Origin of the sequence: Paraburkholderia dioscoreae, assembly GCF_902459535.1 — a bacterium.
GTDB lineage: Bacteria > Pseudomonadota > Gammaproteobacteria > Burkholderiales > Burkholderiaceae > Paraburkholderia > Paraburkholderia dioscoreae.
The window spans coordinates 2097258-2119926 of record NZ_LR699554.1; the positions used below are offsets into that span (position 1 = coordinate 2097258).

The 22669-nt window shown below is 64.7% G+C and carries 23 protein-coding genes; 13 read left to right on the forward strand and 10 right to left on the reverse strand.

All coding sequences use genetic code 11. The features are described from left to right. Positions 1 to 69 precede the first annotated feature (69 nt). Together PDMSB3_RS29555 and PDMSB3_RS29560 are read left to right on the forward strand one after the other, a co-directional pair. Positions 70 to 897: a siderophore-interacting protein gene (locus PDMSB3_RS29555; RefSeq protein ID WP_007177588.1), complete on the forward strand. Its 828-nt coding sequence runs from the start codon at positions 70 to 72 to the stop codon at positions 895 to 897. 102 nt (positions 898 to 999) lie between these two features. Next, positions 1000 to 2256, forward strand: coding sequence for an MFS transporter (locus PDMSB3_RS29560; RefSeq protein WP_007177589.1), 1257 nt, complete (start codon positions 1000 to 1002; stop codon positions 2254 to 2256). Positions 2257 to 2458: 202 nt separating this feature from the next. Here the strand turns inward: PDMSB3_RS29560 and PDMSB3_RS29565 are convergent, their stop codons facing one another. From PDMSB3_RS29565 to PDMSB3_RS29590, 6 genes are all read right to left on the reverse strand, one after another. Further along, positions 2459 to 3607, reverse strand: coding sequence for an enoyl-CoA hydratase/isomerase family protein (locus PDMSB3_RS29565; RefSeq protein WP_165188574.1), 1149 nt, complete (start codon positions 3605 to 3607; stop codon positions 2459 to 2461). Continuing rightward, positions 3607 to 4413, reverse strand: a complete 807-nt coding sequence (locus PDMSB3_RS29570; protein ID WP_165188576.1) for an enoyl-CoA hydratase — start codon at positions 4411 to 4413, stop codon at positions 3607 to 3609. Before PDMSB3_RS29570 ends, PDMSB3_RS29565 begins: the two co-directional genes overlap by 1 nt. After that, positions 4410 to 5315, reverse strand: a complete 906-nt coding sequence (mmsB, locus tag PDMSB3_RS29575) for a 3-hydroxyisobutyrate dehydrogenase (RefSeq protein ID WP_007177592.1) — start codon at positions 5313 to 5315, stop codon at positions 4410 to 4412. The genes PDMSB3_RS29570 and mmsB overlap by 4 nt, the downstream gene beginning before the upstream one ends. Positions 5316 to 5352: 37 nt before the next feature. Next, positions 5353 to 6864, reverse strand: a complete 1512-nt coding sequence (locus PDMSB3_RS29580; protein ID WP_007177593.1) for a CoA-acylating methylmalonate-semialdehyde dehydrogenase — start codon at positions 6862 to 6864, stop codon at positions 5353 to 5355. 59 nt (positions 6865 to 6923) lie between these two features. Beyond that, positions 6924 to 8615 carry an AMP-binding protein gene (locus PDMSB3_RS29585; protein ID WP_165188578.1) on the reverse strand — a complete coding sequence of 564 codons (1692 nt, stop codon included), beginning with the start codon at positions 8613 to 8615 and terminating at the stop codon, positions 6924 to 6926. A gap of 110 nt (positions 8616 to 8725) precedes the next feature. After that, entirely contained in the window at positions 8726 to 9859 is a 1134-nt protein-coding gene (locus PDMSB3_RS29590) for an acyl-CoA dehydrogenase (protein WP_007177595.1), read from the reverse strand. A 270-nt stretch (positions 9860 to 10129) separates the two neighbouring features. Between PDMSB3_RS29590 and PDMSB3_RS29595 the strand changes: the two genes are divergently transcribed. The 6 genes from PDMSB3_RS29595 (at position 10130) to PDMSB3_RS29620 (ending at position 16434) form a co-directional block, all read left to right on the forward strand. Next, on the forward strand, positions 10130 to 11167 hold the full coding sequence (locus PDMSB3_RS29595; protein WP_165188580.1) for an AraC family transcriptional regulator: 1038 nt from the start codon (positions 10130 to 10132) through the stop codon (positions 11165 to 11167). A gap of 83 nt (positions 11168 to 11250) precedes the next feature. Then, positions 11251 to 12855 (forward strand): NfeD family protein, encoded by a 1605-nt coding sequence (locus tag PDMSB3_RS29600; RefSeq protein WP_165188582.1) that lies wholly within the window; start codon positions 11251 to 11253, stop codon positions 12853 to 12855. After that, positions 12852 to 13625 carry a slipin family protein gene (locus PDMSB3_RS29605; protein WP_007177598.1) on the forward strand — a complete coding sequence of 258 codons (774 nt, stop codon included), beginning with the start codon at positions 12852 to 12854 and terminating at the stop codon, positions 13623 to 13625. The genes PDMSB3_RS29600 and PDMSB3_RS29605 overlap by 4 nt, the downstream gene beginning before the upstream one ends. Positions 13626 to 13753: 128 nt before the next feature. Further along, on the forward strand, positions 13754 to 14014 hold the full coding sequence (locus PDMSB3_RS29610) for a DUF4148 domain-containing protein (protein ID WP_007177599.1): 261 nt from the start codon (positions 13754 to 13756) through the stop codon (positions 14012 to 14014). A 439-nt stretch (positions 14015 to 14453) separates the two neighbouring features. After that, positions 14454 to 15755 (forward strand): NCS2 family permease, encoded by a 1302-nt coding sequence (locus tag PDMSB3_RS29615; RefSeq protein WP_165188584.1) that lies wholly within the window; start codon positions 14454 to 14456, stop codon positions 15753 to 15755. Between the two features lie 148 nt (positions 15756 to 15903). Further along, positions 15904 to 16434 (forward strand): cytochrome b, encoded by a 531-nt coding sequence (locus PDMSB3_RS29620; RefSeq protein ID WP_165188586.1) that lies wholly within the window; start codon positions 15904 to 15906, stop codon positions 16432 to 16434. 176 nt (positions 16435 to 16610) lie between these two features. Here PDMSB3_RS29620 and PDMSB3_RS29625 read toward each other — a convergent pair whose 3' ends face one another. Further along, positions 16611 to 16901, reverse strand: coding sequence for a DUF1488 family protein (locus PDMSB3_RS29625; protein WP_007177602.1), 291 nt, complete (start codon positions 16899 to 16901; stop codon positions 16611 to 16613). Between the two features lie 400 nt (positions 16902 to 17301). Between PDMSB3_RS29625 and PDMSB3_RS29630 the strand changes: the two genes are divergently transcribed. Then, positions 17302 to 19314 carry a sigma-54-dependent Fis family transcriptional regulator gene (locus tag PDMSB3_RS29630; RefSeq protein ID WP_007177603.1) on the forward strand — a complete coding sequence of 671 codons (2013 nt, stop codon included), beginning with the start codon at positions 17302 to 17304 and terminating at the stop codon, positions 19312 to 19314. A 46-nt stretch (positions 19315 to 19360) separates the two neighbouring features. Then, positions 19361 to 19672: a 2Fe-2S iron-sulfur cluster-binding protein gene (locus PDMSB3_RS29635; RefSeq protein ID WP_007177604.1), complete on the forward strand. Its 312-nt coding sequence runs from the start codon at positions 19361 to 19363 to the stop codon at positions 19670 to 19672. A 63-nt stretch (positions 19673 to 19735) separates the two neighbouring features. Here the strand turns inward: PDMSB3_RS29635 and PDMSB3_RS29640 are convergent, their stop codons facing one another. From PDMSB3_RS29640 to PDMSB3_RS29650, 3 genes are read right to left on the reverse strand one after another with little or no spacing between them, the layout of a single operon-like run. Beyond that, positions 19736 to 19930: a YqaE/Pmp3 family membrane protein gene (locus PDMSB3_RS29640; protein WP_007177605.1), complete on the reverse strand. Its 195-nt coding sequence runs from the start codon at positions 19928 to 19930 to the stop codon at positions 19736 to 19738. Beyond that, the gene (locus tag PDMSB3_RS29645) at positions 19931 to 20149 is read right to left on the reverse strand and encodes a DUF1653 domain-containing protein (protein WP_007177606.1); all 219 of its coding nucleotides are present in this window, start codon (positions 20147 to 20149) and stop codon (positions 19931 to 19933) included. A 54-nt stretch (positions 20150 to 20203) separates the two neighbouring features. Continuing rightward, positions 20204 to 20848, reverse strand: coding sequence for a helix-turn-helix transcriptional regulator (locus PDMSB3_RS29650; RefSeq protein ID WP_007177607.1), 645 nt, complete (start codon positions 20846 to 20848; stop codon positions 20204 to 20206). A gap of 199 nt (positions 20849 to 21047) precedes the next feature. On the opposite strand from PDMSB3_RS29650, the gene PDMSB3_RS29655 reads away from it, so the two are divergent. The 3 genes from PDMSB3_RS29655 to infA all read left to right on the forward strand — a co-directional run bounded on the left by PDMSB3_RS29655 (position 21048) and on the right by infA (position 22551). Next, positions 21048 to 21266, forward strand: coding sequence for a hypothetical protein (locus PDMSB3_RS29655; RefSeq protein ID WP_007177608.1), 219 nt, complete (start codon positions 21048 to 21050; stop codon positions 21264 to 21266). Between the two features lie 599 nt (positions 21267 to 21865). Further along, on the forward strand, positions 21866 to 22147 hold the full coding sequence (locus PDMSB3_RS29660) for a hypothetical protein (protein WP_007177609.1): 282 nt from the start codon (positions 21866 to 21868) through the stop codon (positions 22145 to 22147). A 131-nt stretch (positions 22148 to 22278) separates the two neighbouring features. Then, positions 22279 to 22551, forward strand: coding sequence for a translation initiation factor IF-1 (infA, locus tag PDMSB3_RS29665; protein ID WP_007177610.1), 273 nt, complete (start codon positions 22279 to 22281; stop codon positions 22549 to 22551). Positions 22552 to 22669 lie beyond the last annotated feature (118 nt).

The window sequence follows — 22669 nt, forward strand, 5'->3', positions numbered from 1 at the left end:
GCATGCCTTTGCACGGCGGCGCCTCCAGCGCGTGAGCACGTCCATCGAACCAACAGGAGTAGCACCCCTATGCTGATGAAAGAAAAACAAACCGATCTGGCAGTCCAGCGCGTGCGGCATCCGCTGAAGTTCCGTCTGTTGCAGGTCAAGCAGGTGCGCGCGCTGACGCCGCACCTGATCCGCGTCACCTTCACGGGCGAAGAGCTGCACGACTTCGTCTCCGCTTCGTTCGACGACCACATCAAGGTGTTCTTCCCCGAACCCGGCGCGGACAGACCGGCGCTGCCGCAAGCCGGCCCGGACGGCCCGGTGTTTCCCGCCGGCCAGCCGCGCCCGGTCGCCCGCGATTTCACGCCGCGCCGCTTCGATCGCGAAGCGCGCGAGCTCGACATCGAATTTGCCATGCACGAAGCGGGCCCTGCGGCGACATGGGCGGCGCAAGCCAAAGTGGGTCAGTACCTCGGTATCGGCGGCCCGCGCGGTTCGCTCGTGATACCCAGGGGCTTCGACTGGCATCTGCTGATCGGCGACGATACCGCGCTGCCCGCCATCGCCCGCCGCCTGGAAGAACTGCCGGCCGGCACGCGCGTCGCGGCGGTGATCGAAGTCGCCGAGCCGTCGGCGCAGATCGAATTCGCGACGCAGGCCGAACTGCACCTTGTCTGGCGCTATCGCAACGACGGTGGGATGCGCGGCGAAGCCTTGCTGCAAGCGGTCCGCGATCTCTACCTGCCAGAAGACGGCGAAGGCTACGTGTGGGCGGCCGGCGAATCCGCAACCATGCGCGCGGTGCGCTATCACCTGTGCACGGAGCGCGGCGTCGACAAATCGCGCATTCGCGCGGCCAGCTATTGGAAACAGGGGGCCGAGGCGGTGCACGAATCGCTCGACGATTGAGCGTGCGCCGTCCGCGGCATCGCGCGATACTCCGGCGCAGGCAAATTTAGCGGCACCCGCGGCGTGCCGCCAATAACAACAACAAACACCAGGAACCGATCGATGTACTCAATCAGCGAAAAGCACGAACGCCGCCTGCTGTGGCTGCTCGCGCTGACGCAGTTCACCCTCATCATGGACTTCATGGTGATGATGCCGCTCGGCCCGCAGATCATGCACGCGTTCGCCATCACGCCGGCGGCGTTTGCCACGGCGGTGTCGGCGTACTCGTGGTGCTCGGGACTGTCGGGACTCTTTGCAGCGACCTATATCGACCGCTTCGACCGGCGCCGTCTGTTGCTGACCATGTATGCGCTGTTCGCGCTCTCGAACCTCGCGTGCGCGCTGGCGGGCAGCTTCGCACTGCTGCTGGCCGCGCGTGCCTTCGCGGGCATCACGGGCGGCGTGTTGGGCTCGGTGATCATGGCGATCGTCGGCGACGTGATCCCCGTTCAACGCCGCGGCGCCGCCACGGGCACGATCATGACCGCCTTTTCCCTCGCGGCGATTGCGGGCGTGCCGGCCGGGGTGATGCTGGGTGCGCACTTCGGCTGGGCGGCACCGTTCTTCCTGCTGGTGGCGCTGTCGTTGCTCGTGTGGTCGGCGGGCTGGCAACTGGTGCCGTCGCTGACCGAACATTTGAGCCGCCATCAGCCGCCGCTCGCGGAAGTGCTGCCGGATTTGTGGCGGCTCCTTCGCAACCCGCGGCATCTGAACGCGTTTGCGCTGACCTTCATGATGATGGTCGCGCACATGGTGGTGATTCCGTTCATCTCGCCCGTGCTGGTCGCCAATCACGGCGTGGCGCCCGAGCAGCTATCCTGGCTCTATATGGCGGGCGGCGCGGCCACGTTCTTCACGTCGCGCCGCGTGGGCGCGCTCGCGGACCGGTTCGGCACGCGACGCGTATTCCGGATCGCGGCGGTGCTCGCATTTCTGCCCGTGCTGTTCGTCACGCATCTGCCGAATCTGCCGTTCTACGCGCTGGTGATGTTTTTCCCGTTCTTCATGGTCCTGATGTCCGCGCGCATGGTGCCCATGCAGGCGTTGCTAACCACAGTCCCTGAACCTGCCCGACGCGGCGCTTTTCTCAGCGCGAACAGTGCGCTGCAGGCGTTGGGCACGGGATGCGGCGCGTGGATCGGTGGCTTGATGCTCAGCACGTCGCCTGACGGGCAGATCCTGGGGTACGGGACTGTCGGCTGGGTTTCGGTTGCTGTCGGGCTGGCCGGCGTGTTCTGGGTTTCCCGGGTATGCGGCGCGCAAGGCGACACGACTTCGGCAGAAATGCTGCATGGTGAGGCGATCGGCGAAAGTTGATGGCGTGTCGCGCACGGCGCTGGCTTGCATGGCGGCGCCGTGCGGACACACGCGTCAGCCGGTTTTGCGAGCGAACGCTCGCGGTGCTTCAGTGCCGCGCTTCACGGCTTCTGCTTCACGGCCGCTGCTTCACCGTCGCTGCTTCACCGTCGCTGCTTCACCGTCGCTGCTTTACCGCCGCTGCTTCACTGCCTCCGCCTCATCACTCCTGCCCCGCGCCCAACGCGGCCAGCGGATGCGCCTCCCGCTTCCACGGCGAAGCGAGGAAATGCCTGACGCGTTCGGGCCGCACCTCGGCCAGCGTGGCGGGCGCCCACCTGGCTTTGCGATCCTTGTCGATCAACTGGGCCCGCACGCCTTCACAGAAGTCGCCCTCTTCAATCACACGTTTGACGATGCCCAGCTCCATGCGGAAGCATTCCGCGAGGCTCATCTGCCGGCCGCGCAAAAGCGCCTCGCGCGTGACGTAAAGCATGGTGGGCGAATGCCCAGTCAGCGCGTCGTAGTTGGACTGCAGCCATTGCTTCACTTCACGCGGCGGCTCGCGCTCCAGATCGTGCCGCACGGTCGCGACCATCCGTTCGATACTGGAGCGCCGGTCGAAGTGCCGCAAGATCAGTTGCGTAAACGGCCCCAGCGCCGCGTGCGGCACGATATTGCACGGCGGCTCGAACACCCCGCGCAACGCGGCCATCAAATCGCCTTCGAACGACATGCGCTGCAAACGCTCTTCGAAACTGGCGAGCCATTCGGCCGGCACGCACAGGTCCGCCAGTTGCAGGCGCAACGCATCGGCGCCGGACAAGGTTGCACCGGTCAGCCCGACGTACAGCGCGACCTCCGCCGGCATCACGCTCAGAAAGCGCGTCGCGCCGACGTCCGGCAGAAAGCCGATACGCGTCTCCGGCATGGCAATCTTGCTGCGCTCGGTGACGATGCGCAGCCGCGCCGCCTGCCCGAGCCCCATGCCGCCGCCCATCGCAATGCCGTCGAGCAACGCGACCACCGGTTTCGGAAACGTATGCAGCGCGTAGTCGAGCCGGTATTCGTCGGCGAAGAACGCGAGCCACCGGCTGTCGCCGTTCTTTGCAAGCCGCTGCACTTCGCGCACGTCGCCGCCGGCGCAGAAACCCTTGGTGCCCGCGCCTTTCAGCACGAGCGCGACGATACCGTCGTTGGTGCGGCAATGTTCGACCAGCACGGCCAGCTCGCGCACCATGGCGTGCGAGAGCGCATTGAGCGCGGCCGGCCGGTTCAGCGTGATGATCGCCACACGGTTGACGACGCGAAACAGAATCTCGCGTTCCGCTTCGACACTCGTGTCGGGTACGGCGCTTTGCAAGGCGCTCATCAATGCGTCTCCTCGTCGGCAGGCGCGGCCTGTGTCACCTGCCAGCGCGGCGCGCGTTTCTCGAGGAACGCGTTGACGCCTTCACGCTGATCGACGCCGTCGAACAGATCGACGAAGCGCTCGCGTTCCAGCGCCAGTGCCGCCGCGCGCGGCACGCCGTTGCGGGCCTGATGGATCAGCGTCTTGCTGAAGCCGACCGCCTGCGGGCTCAACGTAGCGACACGCGCGGCCATCGCCAGCGCGGCCTCGCGCGCCGCGCCCTTCTCCACCACTTCTTCGGCGAGACCAATGCGCAGCGCCGTCGCCGCGTCGACGCGCTCGCCGGTGAGGATCATCCGCTTGGCCCAGCCTTCGCCGACCAGCCACGGCAGCGTCTGTGTGCCGCAACCGCAGGGCAGCAGGCCGACCGCCGTCTCGGGCAACGCCAGCAATGCGTGCTGTTCCGCGATACGGATATCGCACGCCAGCGCGCATTCGAGTCCGCCGCCCATCGCATACCCGTTGATCGCCGCGATCACCACGGGCCGCGCGTTCTGCAAGGTTTCGAACGCCGCGCCGAAGCGCGCCGCCGCCGTGCGCGCAACTTCGCGGTTGCCGTCGGCGAACGTGTTCAGGTCGGCGCCCGCGCTGAAGAACTTGGGGCCGTCGCCGGTAATCACGATCGCCCGCACGCGCGCTTCGCCGTTCAGGCGCTCGACGGTCTGCTGCAACTGCAACAAGCCCTCCGGCGTAAATGCGTTGGCCGGCGGCCGCTTGAGCGTGAGTTGCGCAACGGCGCCGTCGTGCGCATAGTCGAGTTCGATCATGACGCGCCGCCTTCCTTGCCGTCCTGCCGATAAAGCTTGATGACCGCCGAAAAGTCGAGACGTCCCGCACCTTTCGTGCTCATCGTCTGGTAAAGCTGTTGCGCCAGCGCGCCGAGATACACCGGCTGACGCGCGGCTTTCGCGGCGTCGGTGGCGAGGCCCAGATCCTTGAGCATCAGGTCCGTGCCGAAGCCGCCCGTGTAGCCGCGCGTGGAGGGCGCCGTCTCGATCACGCCTGGCATCGGGTTGTAGGTATCCGAACTCCAGCAGCGCCCGGTCGATGTATTGATGATCCCGCCCAGCACTTTTGCGTCGATGCCGAGCGCCTCGCCGAGCGACATCGCCTCCGCCACGCCCGCCATCGTGATACCGAGTACGAGGTTGTTGCAGATCTTCGCGACCTGGCCCGTGCCGGTATCACCGCAATGCACGATGTTCTTGCCCATTGCGGAGAGCACCGGCTTGACCTGCTCATACGCGCTCGCACTGCCGCCGACCATGAAGGTCAGCGTGCCCGCAGCAGCGCCGCCGGTGCCGCCCGAGACGGGTGCATCGACAAAACTGTTGCCGTGCTGCTGCGCGAGTTCGGCGAACGCCTTGACGCTCACGGGATCGATCGTGCTCGAATCGATGATGGTCACGCCTTTGGCGATGCCGGCAAAAATGCCGTCGTCTGCCGTCAGCACGCTGCGCACATGCGCCGCGGCGGGCAGCATGGTGATCACGCATTCCACGTCGGTCGCCGCCGCTTTCAGCGAAGCGGCGGCTTTCGCGCCGGCATCGACGAGCGCCTGCACGGCTTGCGCGTTGAGGTCGAACACGTTGACCGCGTGACCCGCCTTGAGCAGGTTGTGCGCCATTGGCGCACCCATGTTGCCGAGTCCGATAAAGCCTATTTTCATGATGTCGTCTCCATGTGTCCGCTTGCCAGGCACGCGCTCAGCGCAGGCTGATGGTCGTGTTCACACCGTCGTTCACGGTGTCGTCGTCGAACCAGCGGGCGGTGACGGTCTTGGTCTGCGTGTAGAACTGCACGACCTGTTTACCGTACGGGCCGAGGTCGCCGAGCTTCGAGCCGCGCGAACCGGTGAAGCTGAAGAACGGCACCGGCACCGGAATCGGAATGTTGATGCCGACCTGGCCGATATCGATCTCGCTCTGGAACTTGCGCGCCGCCGCGCCGCTCTGCGTGAAAAGGCCCACGCCATTGCCGAACGGATTGCGGTTGACGAGTTCGATCGCGTCGTCGAGCGTGGCGACGCTCAACACCAGCAGCACGGGGCCGAAGATTTCCTGGCGATAGATTTCCATTTCGGTGGTGACGTCGGTAAAGACCGTCGGGCCGATGAAGTTGCCTTGCTCGTAGCCCGGCACTTTCACGTCGCGGCCGTCCAGCGCCAGCGTGGCGCCTTCTTTCACACCCGTTTCGATCAAACCGAGAATGCGCTGCTTCGCCGCGCGCGACACGACCGGGCCGATGTCCGTGCCCGGTTCGTTGCCCGCGTTGACCTTGAGCGTCTTCGCCTTCACCACCAGCTCCGGCAACCATTGCTGCGCGGCGCCCACCAGCACGACCACCGAAGTCGCCATGCAGCGCTGTCCGGCCGCACCGAATCCCGCGCCGGCCAAAGCGTTCAGCGTCTGCTCACGATTCGCATCGGGCAGCACGACCGCGTGATTCTTCGCGCCCATCATCGATTGCACGCGCTTGCCGTGTTCGCTGCCGAGGCGATACACATGCGTGCCGACCGCCGTCGAGCCGACGAACGAAATGGCCTTGACGAGTTCGTGCGTGCACAGCGCGTCCACCACGTCCTTGCCGCCGTGCACCACGTTCAGCACGCCCTTGGGCACACCGGCTTCGAGCGCGAGTTCGACCAGTTGCATGGTCGAAAGCGGATCCTGCTCGGAAGGCTTGAGCACGAACGTATTGCCGCACACGATCGCCATCGGGAACATCCACAGCGGGATCATCGCCGGGAAATTGAACGGCGTGATGCCGGCGCACACGCCGATCGGCTGACGCAACGTGTACGTGTCCACGCCGCCCGCCACGTTCTCGGCGAATTCGCCCTGCTGCAGCGTGCCGATCGAACACGCATGTTCGACCACTTCGAGGCCGCGGAAGATATCGCCTTCGGCGTCGGGAATCGTCTTGCCCTGCTCGGCACTCAAGGTCTTCGCGATCCGCGGCATATGCTCGCGAATCAACGCCTGGTACTTCAGCATGATGCGCATGCGCGCGCCGATCGGTGTGTCCTTCCAGGTCTTGAAGGCGGTGTGCGCGGAACGGATCGCTTCGTTTACCTCATCGGCGGTGGCGAACGGTACGCGCGCCAGGACCTCCTGCGTGGCGGGGTTGACGATATCGCGCCATTCGGTAGTCTTCGATTCGACGAATTCGCCGTTGATCAACAGTTTGACAGTGGCAATGGCCGCAGTTGCGCTCATGCTGAAACTCCTGTGCAGTGGCCGCGAGGCGGCCGGGCAGTGACGGGTAATAAAAAGAATCAACGCAGATCCGGGAAATCCTCTTCCCAATACTCGCCGGGCAAGCGAGCGGGTTCGGCCGCGCGCTCCATTTCGCGGCGCCGCAATTCGACGCGGCGGATCTTGCCGGAGATGGTCTTGGGCAGCTCGCTGAATTGCAGGCGGCGAATCCGCTTGTACGGTGCGAGTTTTTCGCGCGAAAACGCGAACACGGCGCGCGCGAGTTCGGGCCCGGCTTCGTAGCCCTGGCGCACGGTGACGAACGCTTTGGGCACCGACAGACGCAGCGCGTCGGCGCTCGGCACCACGGCGGCTTCGCCGATCGCCTCGTGTTCGATCAGCACGCTTTCGAGTTCAAACGGACTCAGACGGTAATCAGACGACTTGAACACGTCGTCGGCGCGGCCCACATAGACGTAATAGCCATCGTCACGGCGCAGCGCCACGTCGGACGTGCGGTAGAAACCGTTGCGCATGGCCTGCGCGGTGGCGTTGGCATTGTTCGCATAGCCGGTCATCAGGCCGAGCGGCCGCTCGGCCAGCGGCAGCGCGATTTCGCCTTCGGTAACGGGCTGATCGTCGGCATCGAGCAACTCGATTCTGTAGCCCGGCAGCGGACGTCCCATCGAACCGGGCACGACAGGCTGCCCCGGCGAGTTGCCGATCTGGCAGGTGGTCTCGGTCTGACCGAAGCCGTCGCGAATCGTAATGCCCCACGCGTGTTTCACCCGCTCGATGATCTCGGGATTCAACGGCTCGCCAGCGCCGACGATCTCGCGCAGCTTGACCGGGTAGTCGGTGAGATGCTCCTGCACGAGCATGCGCCACACCGTGGGCGGCGCGCACAGCGTGGTGACGTTGCAACGCACCAGCACGTTCAGCGTGTCTTTCGCCACGAAGCGCGGGAAGTTGAAGACGAACACGCAGGCCTGTGCATTCCACGGCGCGAAAAAACAGCTCCACGCGTGCTTGGCCCAACCCGGCGAGCTGATATTCCAATGAATGTCGTTCGGTTGCAGGCCGATCCAGTACATCGTCGACAGATGGCCGACCGGGTAGCTTTGATGCGTGTGTTCGACGAGTTTGGGCTTCGAGGTCGTACCCGACGTGAAGTACAGCAGCATCGGGTCGGTGGCGTGCGTGACGCCTTGCGGCGTGAATTGCGGCGGCGCGTCGTAGGCCGCCGCCAGATCGATCCAGCCCTCGCGCGGTGAGCCGACCGACAGACGCGTGAGCGGCGTCTCGAGCGTATCGAATTTAGCCAGCTCCGCGCTATCCACCACGACGAACTTCGCGCCGCCGATCTGCACGCGGTCGCGCACGTCGTCGGCGGAAAGCTGGGTGGTGGCGGGCAGCACGATCGCGCCGAGCTTCATGGCCGCGAGCATCACGTCCCAGAGTTCGACGCGGTTCGGCAACATCAGCAGCAGACGGTCGCCGCGGCCCACGCCCACACCGCGCAGGAAATTCGCCATGCGCGCCGAACGCTCCGACATCTGCGCGTACGACAGGCGCAGGCCGTCGCCGGCGGGGTCGTCGACGATCCACAGCGCGGGATTGTCGTTATTACGCGCGATCACGTCGAAGTAGTCGAGCGCCCAGTTGAACTCGCCCAGTGCCGGCCACGCGAATTCGCGGTACGCGCGGTCGTAGTCGGTTCGATGGCGCAATAGCAGGTCGCGCGCTTCGAAAAAAGCTTTTGCTGCTGTCATCGTCGTCTCCTTATAGCGCGGTATGCTCTCCGCTCTTTTTGTCCGTTGCGGCACTGCTTTTCTGCTCGCCGGGCAAGCTATTCTGCGCTCAAATGCAGCCTCGCTCGCATTTACACATGGCGCGCGATCACCATGCGTTGCACCTCGCTGGTTCCTTCGTAAATCTGCGTGATGCGCGCATCGCGGTAGTGGCGCTCCACCGCGTAGTCTTCCAGGTAGCCATAGCCGCCGTGAATCTGAATCGCGTTCGAGCAGATTTCCTCGGCCAGCTCCGAGGCGAACAGCTTCGCCTGCGAAGCCTCCGACAAACACGGCTTGCCTTCCGTGCGCAGCCGCGCCGCGTGATGCACGAGCAGGCGCGCGGCGTTCAGGCGCGTGGCCATGTCGGCGAGCATGTTGGCGATGGTCTGATGCTCCTTCAACGCCTTGCCGAACTGAATGCGTTCGTTCGCATAGAGCCGCGCGGCATCGAACGCGGCCCGCGCAATGCCGAGCGCCTGCGCGGCAATGCCGATGCGGCCGCCTTCGAGATTCGACAGCGCGATGCGCAAGCCCTCGCCCGGCTCGCCGAGCAGGTTGGCTTCGGGCACGGCGCAGTCGTCGAGCGAGATCGGGCAGGTGTCGGACGCGCGAATGCCGAGCTTGTGTTCCGGCTTGCCGACGTTGAAGCCCGGCGTATCGGTAGGCACGATGAAGGCCGACAGACCGCGCTTGCCGCGATCGGGATCGGTGACGGCGAACACGATCGCGACATTGGCGCGAGCGCCGTTGGTCACGAACTGCTTGCTGCCGTTGAGAATCCACTTGCCGTCGCGCAGCACGGCACGGGTGCGCAGATTGTTCGCCTCGGAGCCTGCCTGCGGCTCGGTCAGGCAGAACGCGCCGATGCTGCGGCCGGTTGCGAGGTCGTGCAGATAGCGGTCTTTTTGCGCGTCGCTGCCGAAGTTGAGGATCGGCCCGCAGCCGACCGAGTTATGCACGCTCATCAGCGTGGCGCAGGAGGCGCAGCCCGCGGCGATCTCTTCGAGCGCGAGCGCATAGGCCACGTAGTCCGTATAGGAGCCGCCCCACTCCGCCGGCACGATCATGCCGAGAAAACCGAGTTCGCCCATTTGCGTGACGACCTCGGCGGGCAGTTGCGCGTCGCGGTCCCACTGACCCGCGTAGGGCGCAAGCCGCTCGGTGGCAAAGTCGCGCGCGGCGTCGCGGATCATCCGTTGTTCGTCGGTGTAGAAGCTGTCCATAGTGCGCGGTCCTGTCCTGTACGTCTGATCGCGGCTGATTTGCCGCCTTGCAGTGGGTCTCCCAAGGCAAGCTGCGCGCGATCGGTTCGGACCCAGTGTAGGGAAGCCACTGGACAGGTTCGATGCTCAGCCCGATCATTCTGACTGAGCGCATTTGCCATACTGGTACGATGCGAGGCCAACTCCATCCGCAATCTCAAGGACTTGGCGAATCGACACAGGCAAAATTCTGAGCGCTTTTGCCAGCTTGAGCCAATCAGCCGGACACGCATGAAGAACGATAAAGGCACGATTTCCGTCAGCATGGTCGAGGAAGCGCTCGCACTGGCGCGCTCGCGCGGCCTCGACGCGCTGCCGCTCGCCGAAGCCGCCGGCATCGCGGCGCCAATGCTGGCGTCGCCGAAAAGCCGGGTGTCGTCGGCGCAATACGGCGCGCTGTGGGCCGCGATTGCGCGCGCGCTGGACGACGAGTTCTTCGGCCAGGATTCGCATCGCATGAAAAGCGGCAGCTTCATCGCCATGACGCAAACCGCGCTGACCGCGCGCAACGGCGCGCAGGCGCTGGCGCGCGCGATCGGTTTCATGCGGCTCGTGCTGGACGATCTCGGCGTGCAGATCGAAACGGACACGCAGCACGTAAGGCTGCGCTTCGAGGAAAACCCCAACGCGCCGCCGCCGGCCATGTTTGCGTATGCAACCTACTTCATCCTCGTGTACGGGCTGTTGTGCTGGCTGGTCGGGCGGCGCATTCCGTTGCTCGAAGCGTGCTTTCGCTGCGCCGAGCCGCCCGCCGCGCACGAATACCGCCTGATGTTCTGCGATCACATGAGCTTCGACCAGGCCGAGTCGTACGTCGATCTCGCACCGGTGTTTCTCGACCTCCCCGTGGTCCAGACCACGAAGTCGGTCAAGCCCTTCCTGCGCGACGCGCCCGGCAGCTTCATCGTCAAGTACCGCAATCCCGGCTCGCTCGCCGCGCGTGTACGCAAGATGCTGCGCGCCCTGCCGATGGCCGGCTGGCCCGCCGCCGATCAGATGGCCGAACGGCTGCACGTGGCCGAGGCAACCATGCGGCGGCGTTTGAAACAGGAAGGCTATACGTACCAGTCGATCAAGGACGACCTGCGGCGCGACATCGCGATCGGCGAACTGCAGGACACCGACCGCACCATTGCCGACATCGCCACCTCAGTGGGGTTTGCCGAACCGAGTGCGTTTCATCGCGCGTTTCGCAAATGGACCGGCATGCGGCCGACCGACTACCGGCCGGCGCGCGCGGATTTCACGCGCCGGGCGGAATCGGACTAAGCTGTAAGGAGCAGGCCAGCCTTCTTGTGAGGTATCGGCCCGCGCCGGTCGATACGCGTCGGCCGGCGCGGCAGCCGTCAGCGATGAGCACGTATCCGCGTCTCCCGTTCCGGCAGTCTGGCTCGCGCATGTCGCTTATCCGTGGCGATGTCGTGGGCCGGTTGATGCGCGGCATCACCGTGCTCGGCGTGCTTTTGGCGTTCGGCTTCGCGTCGTGCGAATCGACTGGGCTCGATGTCCCGCTTCGCGCCGCCGTCGCGCCCAGCAGCGTGGTGGTCATTCCGGTGAATGGCGCAATCAGTCCGGCGAGTGCCGACTTCATCGTGCGCAGTCTTCAGCGTGCCGCCGACGAGCGTGCCCAACTCGCCGTGCTGCAACTCGACACGCCGGGCGGACTCGATACGTCGATGCGGCAGATCATCAAGGCGATTCTCGCCTCGCCCGTGCCGGTCGCCACCTTCATCGCCCCGAGCGGCGCGCGCGCGGCAAGCGCCGGCACTTATATCGTTTATGCGAGCCACATCGCGGCGATGGCGCCGGGCACCAATCTCGGCGCGGCAACGCCGATCCAGATGGGCATCGGCGGCGCCGAGCCGCCGGCGGGCGGCGGCGCGCCGGGCTTGCCGGGTATTGGTGGCGGTGGCGGTGGTGGCGGTGGCAGCGCCGGCCCGGCCAAGCCCTCGGCCTCAGCCGCCTCGGCGTCTACCGGTTCCGCCAGCGCGTTGCCGCTCGACACTCAATCGACCGAAATGCGCAAGCAGGTCCACGACGCGGCCGCCTATATCCGCGGCCTCGCGCAGATGCGCGGGCGCAATGCCGACTGGGCCGAGCGCGCGGTGCGCGAAGCCGTGAGCCTGTCGGCGGCGGACGCGCTCGCGCAGCACGTCGTCGATCTGAATGCGCGCGACGTGCCCGATCTGCTGCGCCAGCTGGACGGCCGCACGGTCGTCACGAGCGCCGGCAACGTCACCCTCAACACCGCCAACGTGCCCGTCGTCACGCTCGAAGCCGACTGGCGCAGCCATTTCCTCGCGGTGATCACCGATCCCAACGTCGCGCTGATTTTACTGATGATCGGCATGTACGGCCTGTTCTTCGAATTCGCCAATCCGGGCTTCGTGCTGCCCGGCGTGGTCGGCGCGATCAGCCTGCTGCTCGGACTCTTCGCCATGCAGATGATGCCCATCAACTACGTCGGCCTCGGCCTGATCTTTCTCGGCATTGCGTTTCTGATCGGCGAGGCGTTTCTGCCGACCTTCGGCTCGCTCGGCTTCGGCGGCGTGGTCGCGTTCGTGATCGGCGCGCTGATGCTGATCGACACCGACGTGCCCGGCTACGGCATCCCCCTGCCGATGATCGCCGCCGTGGCCGTCTTCAGCGTGCTGTTCGTGCTCGGCGTGTCGAGACTCGCGCTGCGCGCGCGGCGCCAGCCGGTGGTAACGGGCTCGGAAGCGCTGATCGGCAGTGTCGGCGTGGTGCTCGACGGCGGCCTGCTGCCCGAGAACGCCACCTCTGACGCCACGGCAGACGGCGCGCTGGCCGGCTGGGCGCGCGTGCACGGCGAACGCTGGCGGGTGTCCAGCATGGCCCCGGTCGCGGCCGGCCATGCGGTGCGCGTCACCGCGCGGCGCGGCCTGACGTTGACCGTGGTGCCCGCGGAAGCACGACAACAAGGAGAAAGCTCATGATCGGTTTCACATTCGGCTTCAGCAGCATTCTGATTCTGCTGGTGGCCGCGCTGGTTGCTTCGTCGATACGGATTTTTCGGGAATACGAACGCGGCGTCGTCTTCATGCTCGGCCGCTTCTGGAAGGTCAAGGGGCCGGGGCTCGTGCTGATCATTCCGATCGTGCAGCAGGCCGTGCGCATGGATCTGCGCACCGTCGTGTTCGACGTGCCGCCGCAGGACGTGATCACGCGCGACAACGTCTCGGTGAAGGTCAACGCCGTGGTGTATTTCCGCGTGGTCGATCCGGAGAAAGCGGTGATTCAGGTGGCGCGTTACTTCGAGGCGACCAGCCAGCTCTCGCAGACGACCTTGCGCGCGGTGCTCGGCAAACACGAGCTCGACGAACTGCTGGCGGATCGCGAGCAACTGAACGCCGATATCCAGAAAGTGCTGGACGCGCAAACCGACGCGTGGGGCATCAAGGTGTCGATCGTGGAAATCAAGCATGTGGATATCAACGAAACGATGATCCGCGCGATTGCCCGTCAGGCCGAAGCCGAGCGCGAACGGCGCGCCAAGGTGATCCACGCCGAGGGCGAACTGCAGGCCTCGCAGCATTTGCTGGAAGCGGCGCAGACGTTGTCGCGCCAGCCGCAGGCCATGCAGTTGCGCTACCTGCAAACTCTCACGACGATTGCCGCCGACAAGAACTCGACGATCGTCTTCCCGCTACCGATCGACCTGCTGAGCGCCGTGCTGGACCGCTTCAGCAAGCCGTCGGCGCCCTGAGCCGAAGGGCGTCCGGTTCAGTTTGGTTCACCGGACGAAACGGTGCATTGCCTTCAATAGCCTTACTCGAAATAGATATGAAAACTAGAATGCCGGGGTCGTTTTTAACCGCTCCATAGGAGCCAGTCATGAAAATCGTTTCCAGAGTTGGACTTGGCGCGCTGTTGGCCGCCGTGAGCATGAGCACCGCGTTTGCGCAGACTTCGGCGCGGCCTTACGACCCGTCGGCGCCGAAAACGCGTGCCGAAGTGAGGGCCGATCTGGCCGAATGGCGTGCCGCCGGCTACGATCCGCTCGACTGGATCAACTATCCGTTCAATGCGCAGCATGCGGGCCGCATCGTCGCGGCACGGCGGGCGCAGCAGTCGGGCGCCACGCTGACACAGTAAGCGCGAGCCGCCGCGCGGCATGCGGCGCCGCCCGCGACTGCAACGGTCGTGGGCGAGGTTGGCCCCGCATGCCTTTCGCGCTTTGCCCCCCACTTCGTAAATTCGCTTGCTGCGCCACCGCGTGCGCTGGCAAGGTGTCGTCCCGCTCATTCGATGAACCCTGCAGCCGGCGTCCGAACCACGCCAACCCGGCTCGACGCCGACGCGTGACCGGTCGTGATCGAGGACATGCCGGCGCGGCAATGGCCACCGTTTGATGCGCCGGCGCCACAGTCTCCCAGGCGAACCGCCCGTCGCATGAGCTTTACGCAGCGGCTCGCCCACACAATGCGGCACGCCACCGCCAATCCTGACTACAATCCGGCCGTAGCGCCGGCGACGCGGCGCATGCACCGCTCCAACCACAAGAACGCTTTCTGAACGACGAGAGACCCGCCTCATGGACTCCATAAAACGCTACTTCGGCTTCGAAGCCGCCGGCACCAACCTGCGCACCGAAGTGCTCGCCGGGGTGACCACCTTCCTGACGATGGCTTACATCATCTTCGTCAACCCGGCGATTCTGGGCGACGCCGGCATGCCGAAGGACGCGGTGTTCGTCGCGACCTGCATCGTGGCCGCGCTGGCCTCGCTGATCATGGGCCTGTACGCGAACTATCCGATCGCGCTCGCGCCGGGCATGGGCCTGAACGCGTACTTCGCGTACACCGTCGTCAAGGGCATGGGCTTCACCTGGCAGGCCGCGCTCGGCGCGGTGTTCATCTCCGGCTGCCTGTTTTTGATCGTCACGCTGTTCCGCGTGCGCGAAGTGATCGTCAACGGCATTCCGCATTCGATACGCATTGCCATCACCGGCGGTATCGGCCTTTTTCTCGCGATCATTTCGCTGAAGTCGGCTGGCGTGGTGGTCGGCAATCCGGCCACGCTCGTAACGCTCGGCGACCTGCACAACCCGCATGTGGTTCTCGCGGTGATCGGCTTTTTCGCGATCGTCACGCTGGACCATTTGCGGGTGCGAGGCGCGATCCTGATCGGCATTGTCGGCGTAACGGTGCTGAGCTTTTTCTTCGGCGGCAATCAGTTCCACGGCATCGTCTCCGCGCCGCCGTCCATCGCGCCGACGCTGTTCCAGCTCGACATTCGCGGCGCGTTGTCGGGCGGTGTGCTGAACGTGATCCTCGTGTTCTTCCTCGTCGAACTGTTCGACGCGACCGGCACGCTGATGGGCGTGGCCCATCGCGCCGGACTGCTGGTGGAAGGCAAGATGCACCGGCTGAACCGCGCGCTGCTCGCCGACAGCACGGCCATTCTGGCCGGCTCGATGCTGGGAACCTCGTCGACTACCGCGTACATCGAAAGCGCGTCGGGCGTGCAGGCAGGCGGACGCACGGGCGTGACCGCCATCACCGTGGCCGTGCTGTTCCTCGCGGCGCTCTTTTTCGCGCCGCTGGCGGGCGTGGTGCCCGGCTACGCGACGGCACCGGCGCTGCTGTATGTGTCGTGCCTGATGCTGCGCGAAATGCTCGACCTGCCGTGGGACGACGCCACCGAAGTGGTGCCGGCCGCGCTTACGGCGCTTCTGATGCCCTTTACCTATTCGATTGCCAATGGCGTCGCGTTCGGCTTCATCTCATATGCGGGCCTGAAACTGCTCACCGGCCAGGCGCGCCAGGTGAAGCTGGTGGTGTGGATCATCGCGGCGATTTTCCTGTTCCGCTATTTCTATCTCGGCAGCGAATAGGGCACAGCGAGGCACCGCGCCGGGTGCTCATGGGACGCGCCTGGCCCTGGATCAATCCCGATTTATTGACGGTGCCCATTCGGGTCGGGCACCGTTTATCATCTGACGATTGATAAAAACGATCGACCAGGTCACGGGAGCCCCCTACATGCCTTACAGCCGCGCCTCGGAGCGCTACACGCCGCCCGCCATTTTCTTCCACTGGGCCATTTTTCTGCTGATCGCGCTCGCTTATCTGGCGATCGAGATTCGCGGGCCCAAAGGCAGCGACAGCCGCGCGCTCTGGAGTAGCGTGCATTTCTGGTGCGGCACGCTGGTGCTGGGGCTGGCCTGTTTGCGTCTGCTGTGGCGATTGTGGGCGGGCGCCCCCGCCGAAGTCGAAGGCAACCGGCTGCTCGCATTTCTCGCGCGCGCCGCGCATCTCGCCCTATACGTTTTCATCTTCGCGCAGCCGTTGCTCGGCATCCTGACGATCAACACCGGCGGCCATCCGGTCACGCTCGCGTGGGCCAACATCAATTACACGCTGGTCGGCGCCGATCCAGTCGCGCGGCCATTGCTCAAGAGCGCGCATGAATGGCTCGGCAATGCGTTCTATTGGGTGATCGGCCTGCACGCGCTGGCGGCGCTCGCGCATCACGTGGTCTTCAAGGACCGGACGCTGCAGCGGATGATTTGAGCGCGCCTGCATACGCGCGCTTTGCGTTTTGCGTTTCTGCGCCTGCGGCACGCATGGCCGCGGACAGTCTGAATGATCGATTGATGCCGCGCGTGGGTTTCCTCAGTTTCTGATTCTTGCGCGGCAGTCCTGCTGCTTCCTGCTCCGGCGTTGGCTAGCGCCGGACCCGCCCACGGTCAATTGCGCCAGTTCGCCTCGTAGAAGCGCACATAGCCGCTTCTGAGCACGAGACATTGCGCCCGCGTTTCCGATAGCAAACGCCGCGTGGCGGCTTCGATCCGGGCGCGGTGGGTATCGAATGCGCCCACCATGTCCTCCAGACGCGGCGATGCGGCGCCGAAGTGGTCTTCCAGCGCCTCCGCGGTGATCATGCACTCCACCCTCTGCCCATCGACCATCGCCGGGAACGCCAAGGTAAGTTCGCGACCTGAATATTCAGGGGTTTCATTCGGGAAAAGGATCTGCATGGGAGTTCACCTGGAAGGTAGGTGCTGCGCATGGTGTAGCCTGGTAATGCGCACGCCGGTTGCGTCTGGTCGCGTCTCTAGCGCCAACCTCCTTGTCCAATGCTGACGACGCGGGCTCGTCACCTCGCGGCGGCAACGCTGTAGTTCGCAGCCCGCGGAGGTGATTTGATTCACTTTAGACGAGTTCGGGCGCGGCGCAAGTTTTCCTTCTGGTTTGCCTGATTTTGGTGCCCTGCGCGGTTTTTTGAGGCACACCGCGCGCGCCGCCTCCGTTTTTTCCCTGCCGTGCGCTGCGCGTTTCGTCCTGTAATATCAGTGTTGGCCGTGTACGCGCATGTTGCGCTGCGGCATCGAGCGGAGGGCAACGTACCCGCCGTGTCCGTTTCACCGGAGACATGCCTTGACCCAACGTTCTGCCACGCCACCCGCCGTCGGTCGGCCCGATGTCATCGCGCAGGCTCACGCCCGCTCGCTCGAGCTCGGTCTGCGCGCGTCGGAAACGCCGGACTTCCATCCGCTGCGCCGGCCCGCGCTGCGTGAGCTCGTCGATCGCAATCAGTCGCTTTATACGCATGCGCTTCCCGTCATGGAAACGCTGCATGCGCAGATCGTCGATACGCAAAGCATGGTGCTGCTCACCGACAATCACGGCGTGATCCTGCACAGTCTCGGCGACAGCGACTTCGTCGAAAAAGCCAATCGCGTCGCGCTGTGTACGGGCGTTTCGTGGGCCGAGGCGGATCGCGGCACCAACGCGATCGGCACCGCGCTCGTGGACGGGCAGCCAACCGTCGTGCACGCGGGAGAACACTTCCTGCACGCCAACCGTATTCTCACCTGCTCGTGCGCGCCAATTGCGGATCCGTTCGGGCGCACTGTCGGCGCACTCGACGTAAGCGGCGATACGCGCGGCTTTCATAAGCACACGCTCGCGCTCGTCAGGATGTCGGCGCAGATGATCGAAAATCATCTGTTCTCCAATCAATTCGTCGACGCGATTCGCGTTCATTTTCACGCGCGCTCCGAATTCATCGGCACGCTGTTCGAAGGGCTCGCGGCGTTCGCGCCGGACGGCACGTTTTTATCGGCCAACCGCAGCGCGCTGTTTCAATTCGGGCAGCCGCTGGCCGAACTGCAACGGCAACCCTTCGATGCGCTGTTCGGGATCGCCTTCGCCAAGGTGTTGCAGCAGATCGCGCGCGCGCCCGGCGAGACCATTCTGCTGACGCTGCCGAGCGGCGTGCGCGTGGTGGCGCGCGGCGAATACACCGCGCCGCGATATGTCGGTCCGGCCGAAAGCCTCGACACGTCGCGCGCGCCGCTGTCGGGCGGCGCGCGTCATACGCCGCGCACCGCCGAGCCTGCGCCGCTCGCCACGCTTGAAACGCTCGACACCGGCGACGCGCAGGTCGCCGCGATCCTGCGGCGTGTCGCCAAACTGCGCGGCCGCGATATTCCGATTCTCGTGCTCGGCAAGACAGGCACCGGCAAGGAGTGGCTCGCGCGCGCCATCCATCACGATTCGCCGCGACGGGCCGCGCCTTTCATCGCGCTGAATTGCGCCTCGTTGCCCGATACGCTGATCGAAGCGGAGTTGTTCGGTTACGAAGACGGCGCATTCACCGGCGCAAAAAAACGCGGCAGCGTCGGCAAGATCGTGCAAGCCGACGGCGGCACGCTGTTCCTCGACGAAATCGGCGACATGCCGCTCGCCCAGCAGGTGCGTTTGATGCGCGTTCTGCAGGAGCGCACCGTCGTGCCGCTCGGCGCAACCCGGGCGATCCCGGTGGATCTGCGCATTGTCTGCGCGACCCACCGCAACCTGCGCGCGATGATCGAAGACGGCACCTTCCGCGAAGATCTGTATTACCGGATCAATGGACTCGTCGTGACCTTGCCGGCGCTGCGCGAGCGCACCGATCTGCACGCGCTCGTCACGCGCATGCTGGCATTGCAGCCCGACGGCGAGCGACTGCCGCGCCGCGTATCGGCCGAGGTGCTCGAACGATTTGCGCAATGCCGCTGGCCGGGCAATCTGCGGCAGCTGGCCAACGTGTTGCGCACCGCGAGCATCATGGCCGAAGGTGCGCAGCAGATCGAACTCGACGATTTACCCGACGACTTCCTGCAGGATTGCGTCGACGCGGCGGCGGAGCAAAGCGTGCAATCGCCGTCGGCACGTGCAGGTTCAGGAGTGGACGACGAGACCCGCGCCGCGGCCCAAACGCAAGGGCAAACTCCAAGGCAACCGCAAGGGCAACCGCCGTCCGGCAAGATGGAGGCGTGGCAGGCCACGTTGATTGCGCAAACGCTCGAACGACTCGACGGCAATGTGTCGGCGGCGGCGCGCGAGTTGGGATTGGCGCGCAACACGGTGTACCGGTACTTGCGACGCGGCGGCACGACGCATTGAAGCGGCAACGTGTAAAGTGTGGCGCAACCCGTCACAGACTTGCACGATGTCCGACTCTATCCGCCCGCCTCTCGTTCGCGTCGAACCACTCGGCCGGAGCTTTGAAGCGCCCGATTCGCTCACGATTCTCGAAGCCGCCGACTTTGCGAATCTGCGCTTGCCGCGCTCGTGCCGTAATGGAACGTGTCGCACGTGTATCTGCAAAATGACTGCGGGACGCGTGCGCTACTCGATCGAGTGGCCGGGGCTCAGCCGCGAAGAAAAACAGGAAGGCTATATTCTGCCGTGCGTGGCGATCGCGGAATCCGACGTGGTGATCGAAGTACCGGATGCGGTCGAACTGCCGCCGCCCATGTGAAGTGCGGCGCCCTCGTGGCTCAGGGGCACACGTACGGCGCACGCACGCAGCTCATCGCGAGCCTTAACGCCCGTTACCCATTGCCCGGGCGATTTTCCTGTCGGTGTTGTACTGGCTCAGCGCGTACACCGACCAGATCGCGGCCGGAATCCAGCCGATCAGCGTGATCTGCAGAATCAGGCAGATGATGCCGGCAAACGGACGGCCAATCGTGAAAAACTGAAACCACGGCAGAATGATGGCAAGCAGTAGACGCATTCAGATTCCTGTTGTTGGTAGTGCCTGGTTGATCGGTGCGAAGCGCGGCACTTTGGCGCCGTCCACCTCGATCAGCTCGAAAAACACCGAAGCCGGACGCGTCCAGATCGTACCATTGCCGGCTTTGTACACGATCATCGTGACGGTCGGATCCGATTCGAGCGTGGCCTCGCAAACCAGTTCGTAAATCCCGCCTTTGTAGTGCCTGTAGCGCACCATTCGCATCCCCTGAATTGAAAAACGCAGTGCCTTCGCGCGGCAACGGTCGAAGCGTCAACCGCCCTCTTTCATCTGCTTCAAAATCTTGTAGACGGTGGCGCGTCCCATTGTCAGCACGGCGGCCACGTAGTTCGCGGAACTGCGGCCGCGAAACGCGCCTTGTGCGTGCAGCGCCTCGACGATCTCCCGCTTGTGTTCGCGCGTGAGCGCATTGATGCCGATCTGCCGTTCGCGCAGCCATGTGTGCAAATACGTATTGATGCGGTCCTGCCAGTCGTCGCGGAACAGATCCTCCGCGGGAGCGTCCGTCAGATTGCCGCCTTTGATGAACAGATCGAGTGTGGAGCGCACATCTTCGAACACCGCGATATTGAAGTTGATGCACAGCATGCCGGCCGGCTTGCCGTCGTCGTCGAACAGGATGTTGCTCACGCAACGCATGCGCCGGCCGTCCCAGTTGAGCTTTTCGTACGGGCCGATGGTCTGGCCGCGCGCCGCGTAATGGACTTCGTCCAGCACGGACGGCCCGCCGACTTCGAGCTTCGACAGGTTGTTCACGAGGTACGCGATGGTTTGATCGCGCAGGTCGTGAATCACCACCTCGGCGCACGGATAGAACAGCGCCGCGATGCCGTCGGCGATGGGAGCGTAGCGCTCGAGCAGCAGGTCTTTCACGGGAGACACGTTTGGGTTGCGCATGGGGAAATCGCAGTGATCGAAGGACGCGGCAACTCGCCATTGTAGCCACCCGGCCCGGCCGCGGCGATCACGGCGCCGATCACGCCCTCAAAAAAACCATAGGCGCACGCCGGCGCTTTATCGCACGGCGAATTTTGTCCGCTTGGCGAGAGATTTTTTTTCGTGCGATAAAAGAAGCATCTATTTCACGGAGCAACAGATGGCTACGCTCGAAGCGTTTCGCGCCGTGCTCGATGACGAAGGCACGCCCGAAATCATCCGCAATCACATCATCGATTCGCTGCAGTACACGCTGCGCAATCACGGGCAGATTTTCACGTCGAAAGAAGTCGAATGGCTGGCCGGCTGGGATGACGCCCGCATTCCGCTCGCGGCATCGCGCGAGTTGCAGAAGCGCGTCGCCGAAACGCCCCGCTGAAGCACGAGCCGGTTGATCGTCCAGCGCCCGCGCCGCGACGGCGCCCTCCCTCACCCGGCGTGCCGCTCGTGGCGAGGCACGCCGTCCGCGACCGCTGCGTCGCGCGCGAAACCCCGCCGGCTGGGCGGTTCGGCCCTGCGCGGAACTTTTTGCTATCCAATTAGCCCTATTTAGTGCATCATATTGGAATAGCTGTATCCCGCATTCGTAGTTCCGGCGTTACCGGGCAACAATCAGGCAACATTGCGGATAGAACCGCAAGTAACACCGGGCAGGCTCAAACCGGCATCTTCGCACCACCCCCGGCTGTTCGACCGCCGTCTGTTGGCGGTCCCGTCACTCCGGCAATGCGCCGCATGCATTCGCCGTCGCGAGTTGTGCAGCTGAGGGTTCATTTACCGCCCGATGTCCGCGCGACGTCAGCGTGTTTTCTCTCCATCGAATCCGCGATTTTACGCGGCCGCGCTCAAGTCCTTGTCATCGGGCCTGTGCCAACCTTTTTCCATGGCGGCGCGCCCCAAGGTGCTGCGCTACCCGGCCCGTCTTGCCGCGCGTAACACGCGTGACACGGCGGCCACGTAATACAGGACACGTGCTTCATGAATTCAGCTGTCAAGACGTACAAGGGTTACGAAATTCACCCGCTCGTCTATCCGCGCCGCCCGGCGGACGGTCAGACGAGCCGCAATCCGGACGCCGGCTACGACGCGTCGGTGCGCATCTGCCGCGTGGGCGCCAATCCGGCCGCCGACGGCCGTGTGTTCCGCCTGCAGTATCTGTTTCCGTTCGACGGCACGGGCAAGGCGCGCATTGCGTGCATGGCCCACGCCGAGCAATTGATCGACGGCCGTGTAGACGGCCAGTCCGTCGCCGATCTTTGAGCGGTACTATCAGCGCATAGGCTGATGCCGCAGGACAGTGGGCTCGAAAAACCCGCTATCGCCCCAATCTGATGTTGTGCTGCCCGGCGTGGGCGACCAACACCCCTTATCCCATCGACCAGGAGTTATGCATGGCGAAAGAAGAACTGCTTGAACTTGACGGTATCGTCGACGAAGTACTTCCGGATAGCCGTTACCGCGTGACGCTCGACAACGGCGTCGTGGTTGGCGCTTACGCGTCCGGGCGCATGCGCAAGAACCATATCCGTATTCTCGCGGGCGACCGCGTGACGCTGGAACTGTCGGTCTACGACCTGACCAAAGGCCGGATCAATTTCCGTCATAAAGACGAGCGCGCCACCGGTGGCGGCGGTGCTCGCAATTCGCAATTCCGCCGCCGTTAAGGCCGGCGGCACGCTGACCGCGCTCCGCACGGTTGAGGCGTGCTCCATTGCGATTGAGTTGTACGCGAAGCCATTCGCGCGCCTTCTCCGGCTTGATTCGTCGACTCGAGCCTGAGCG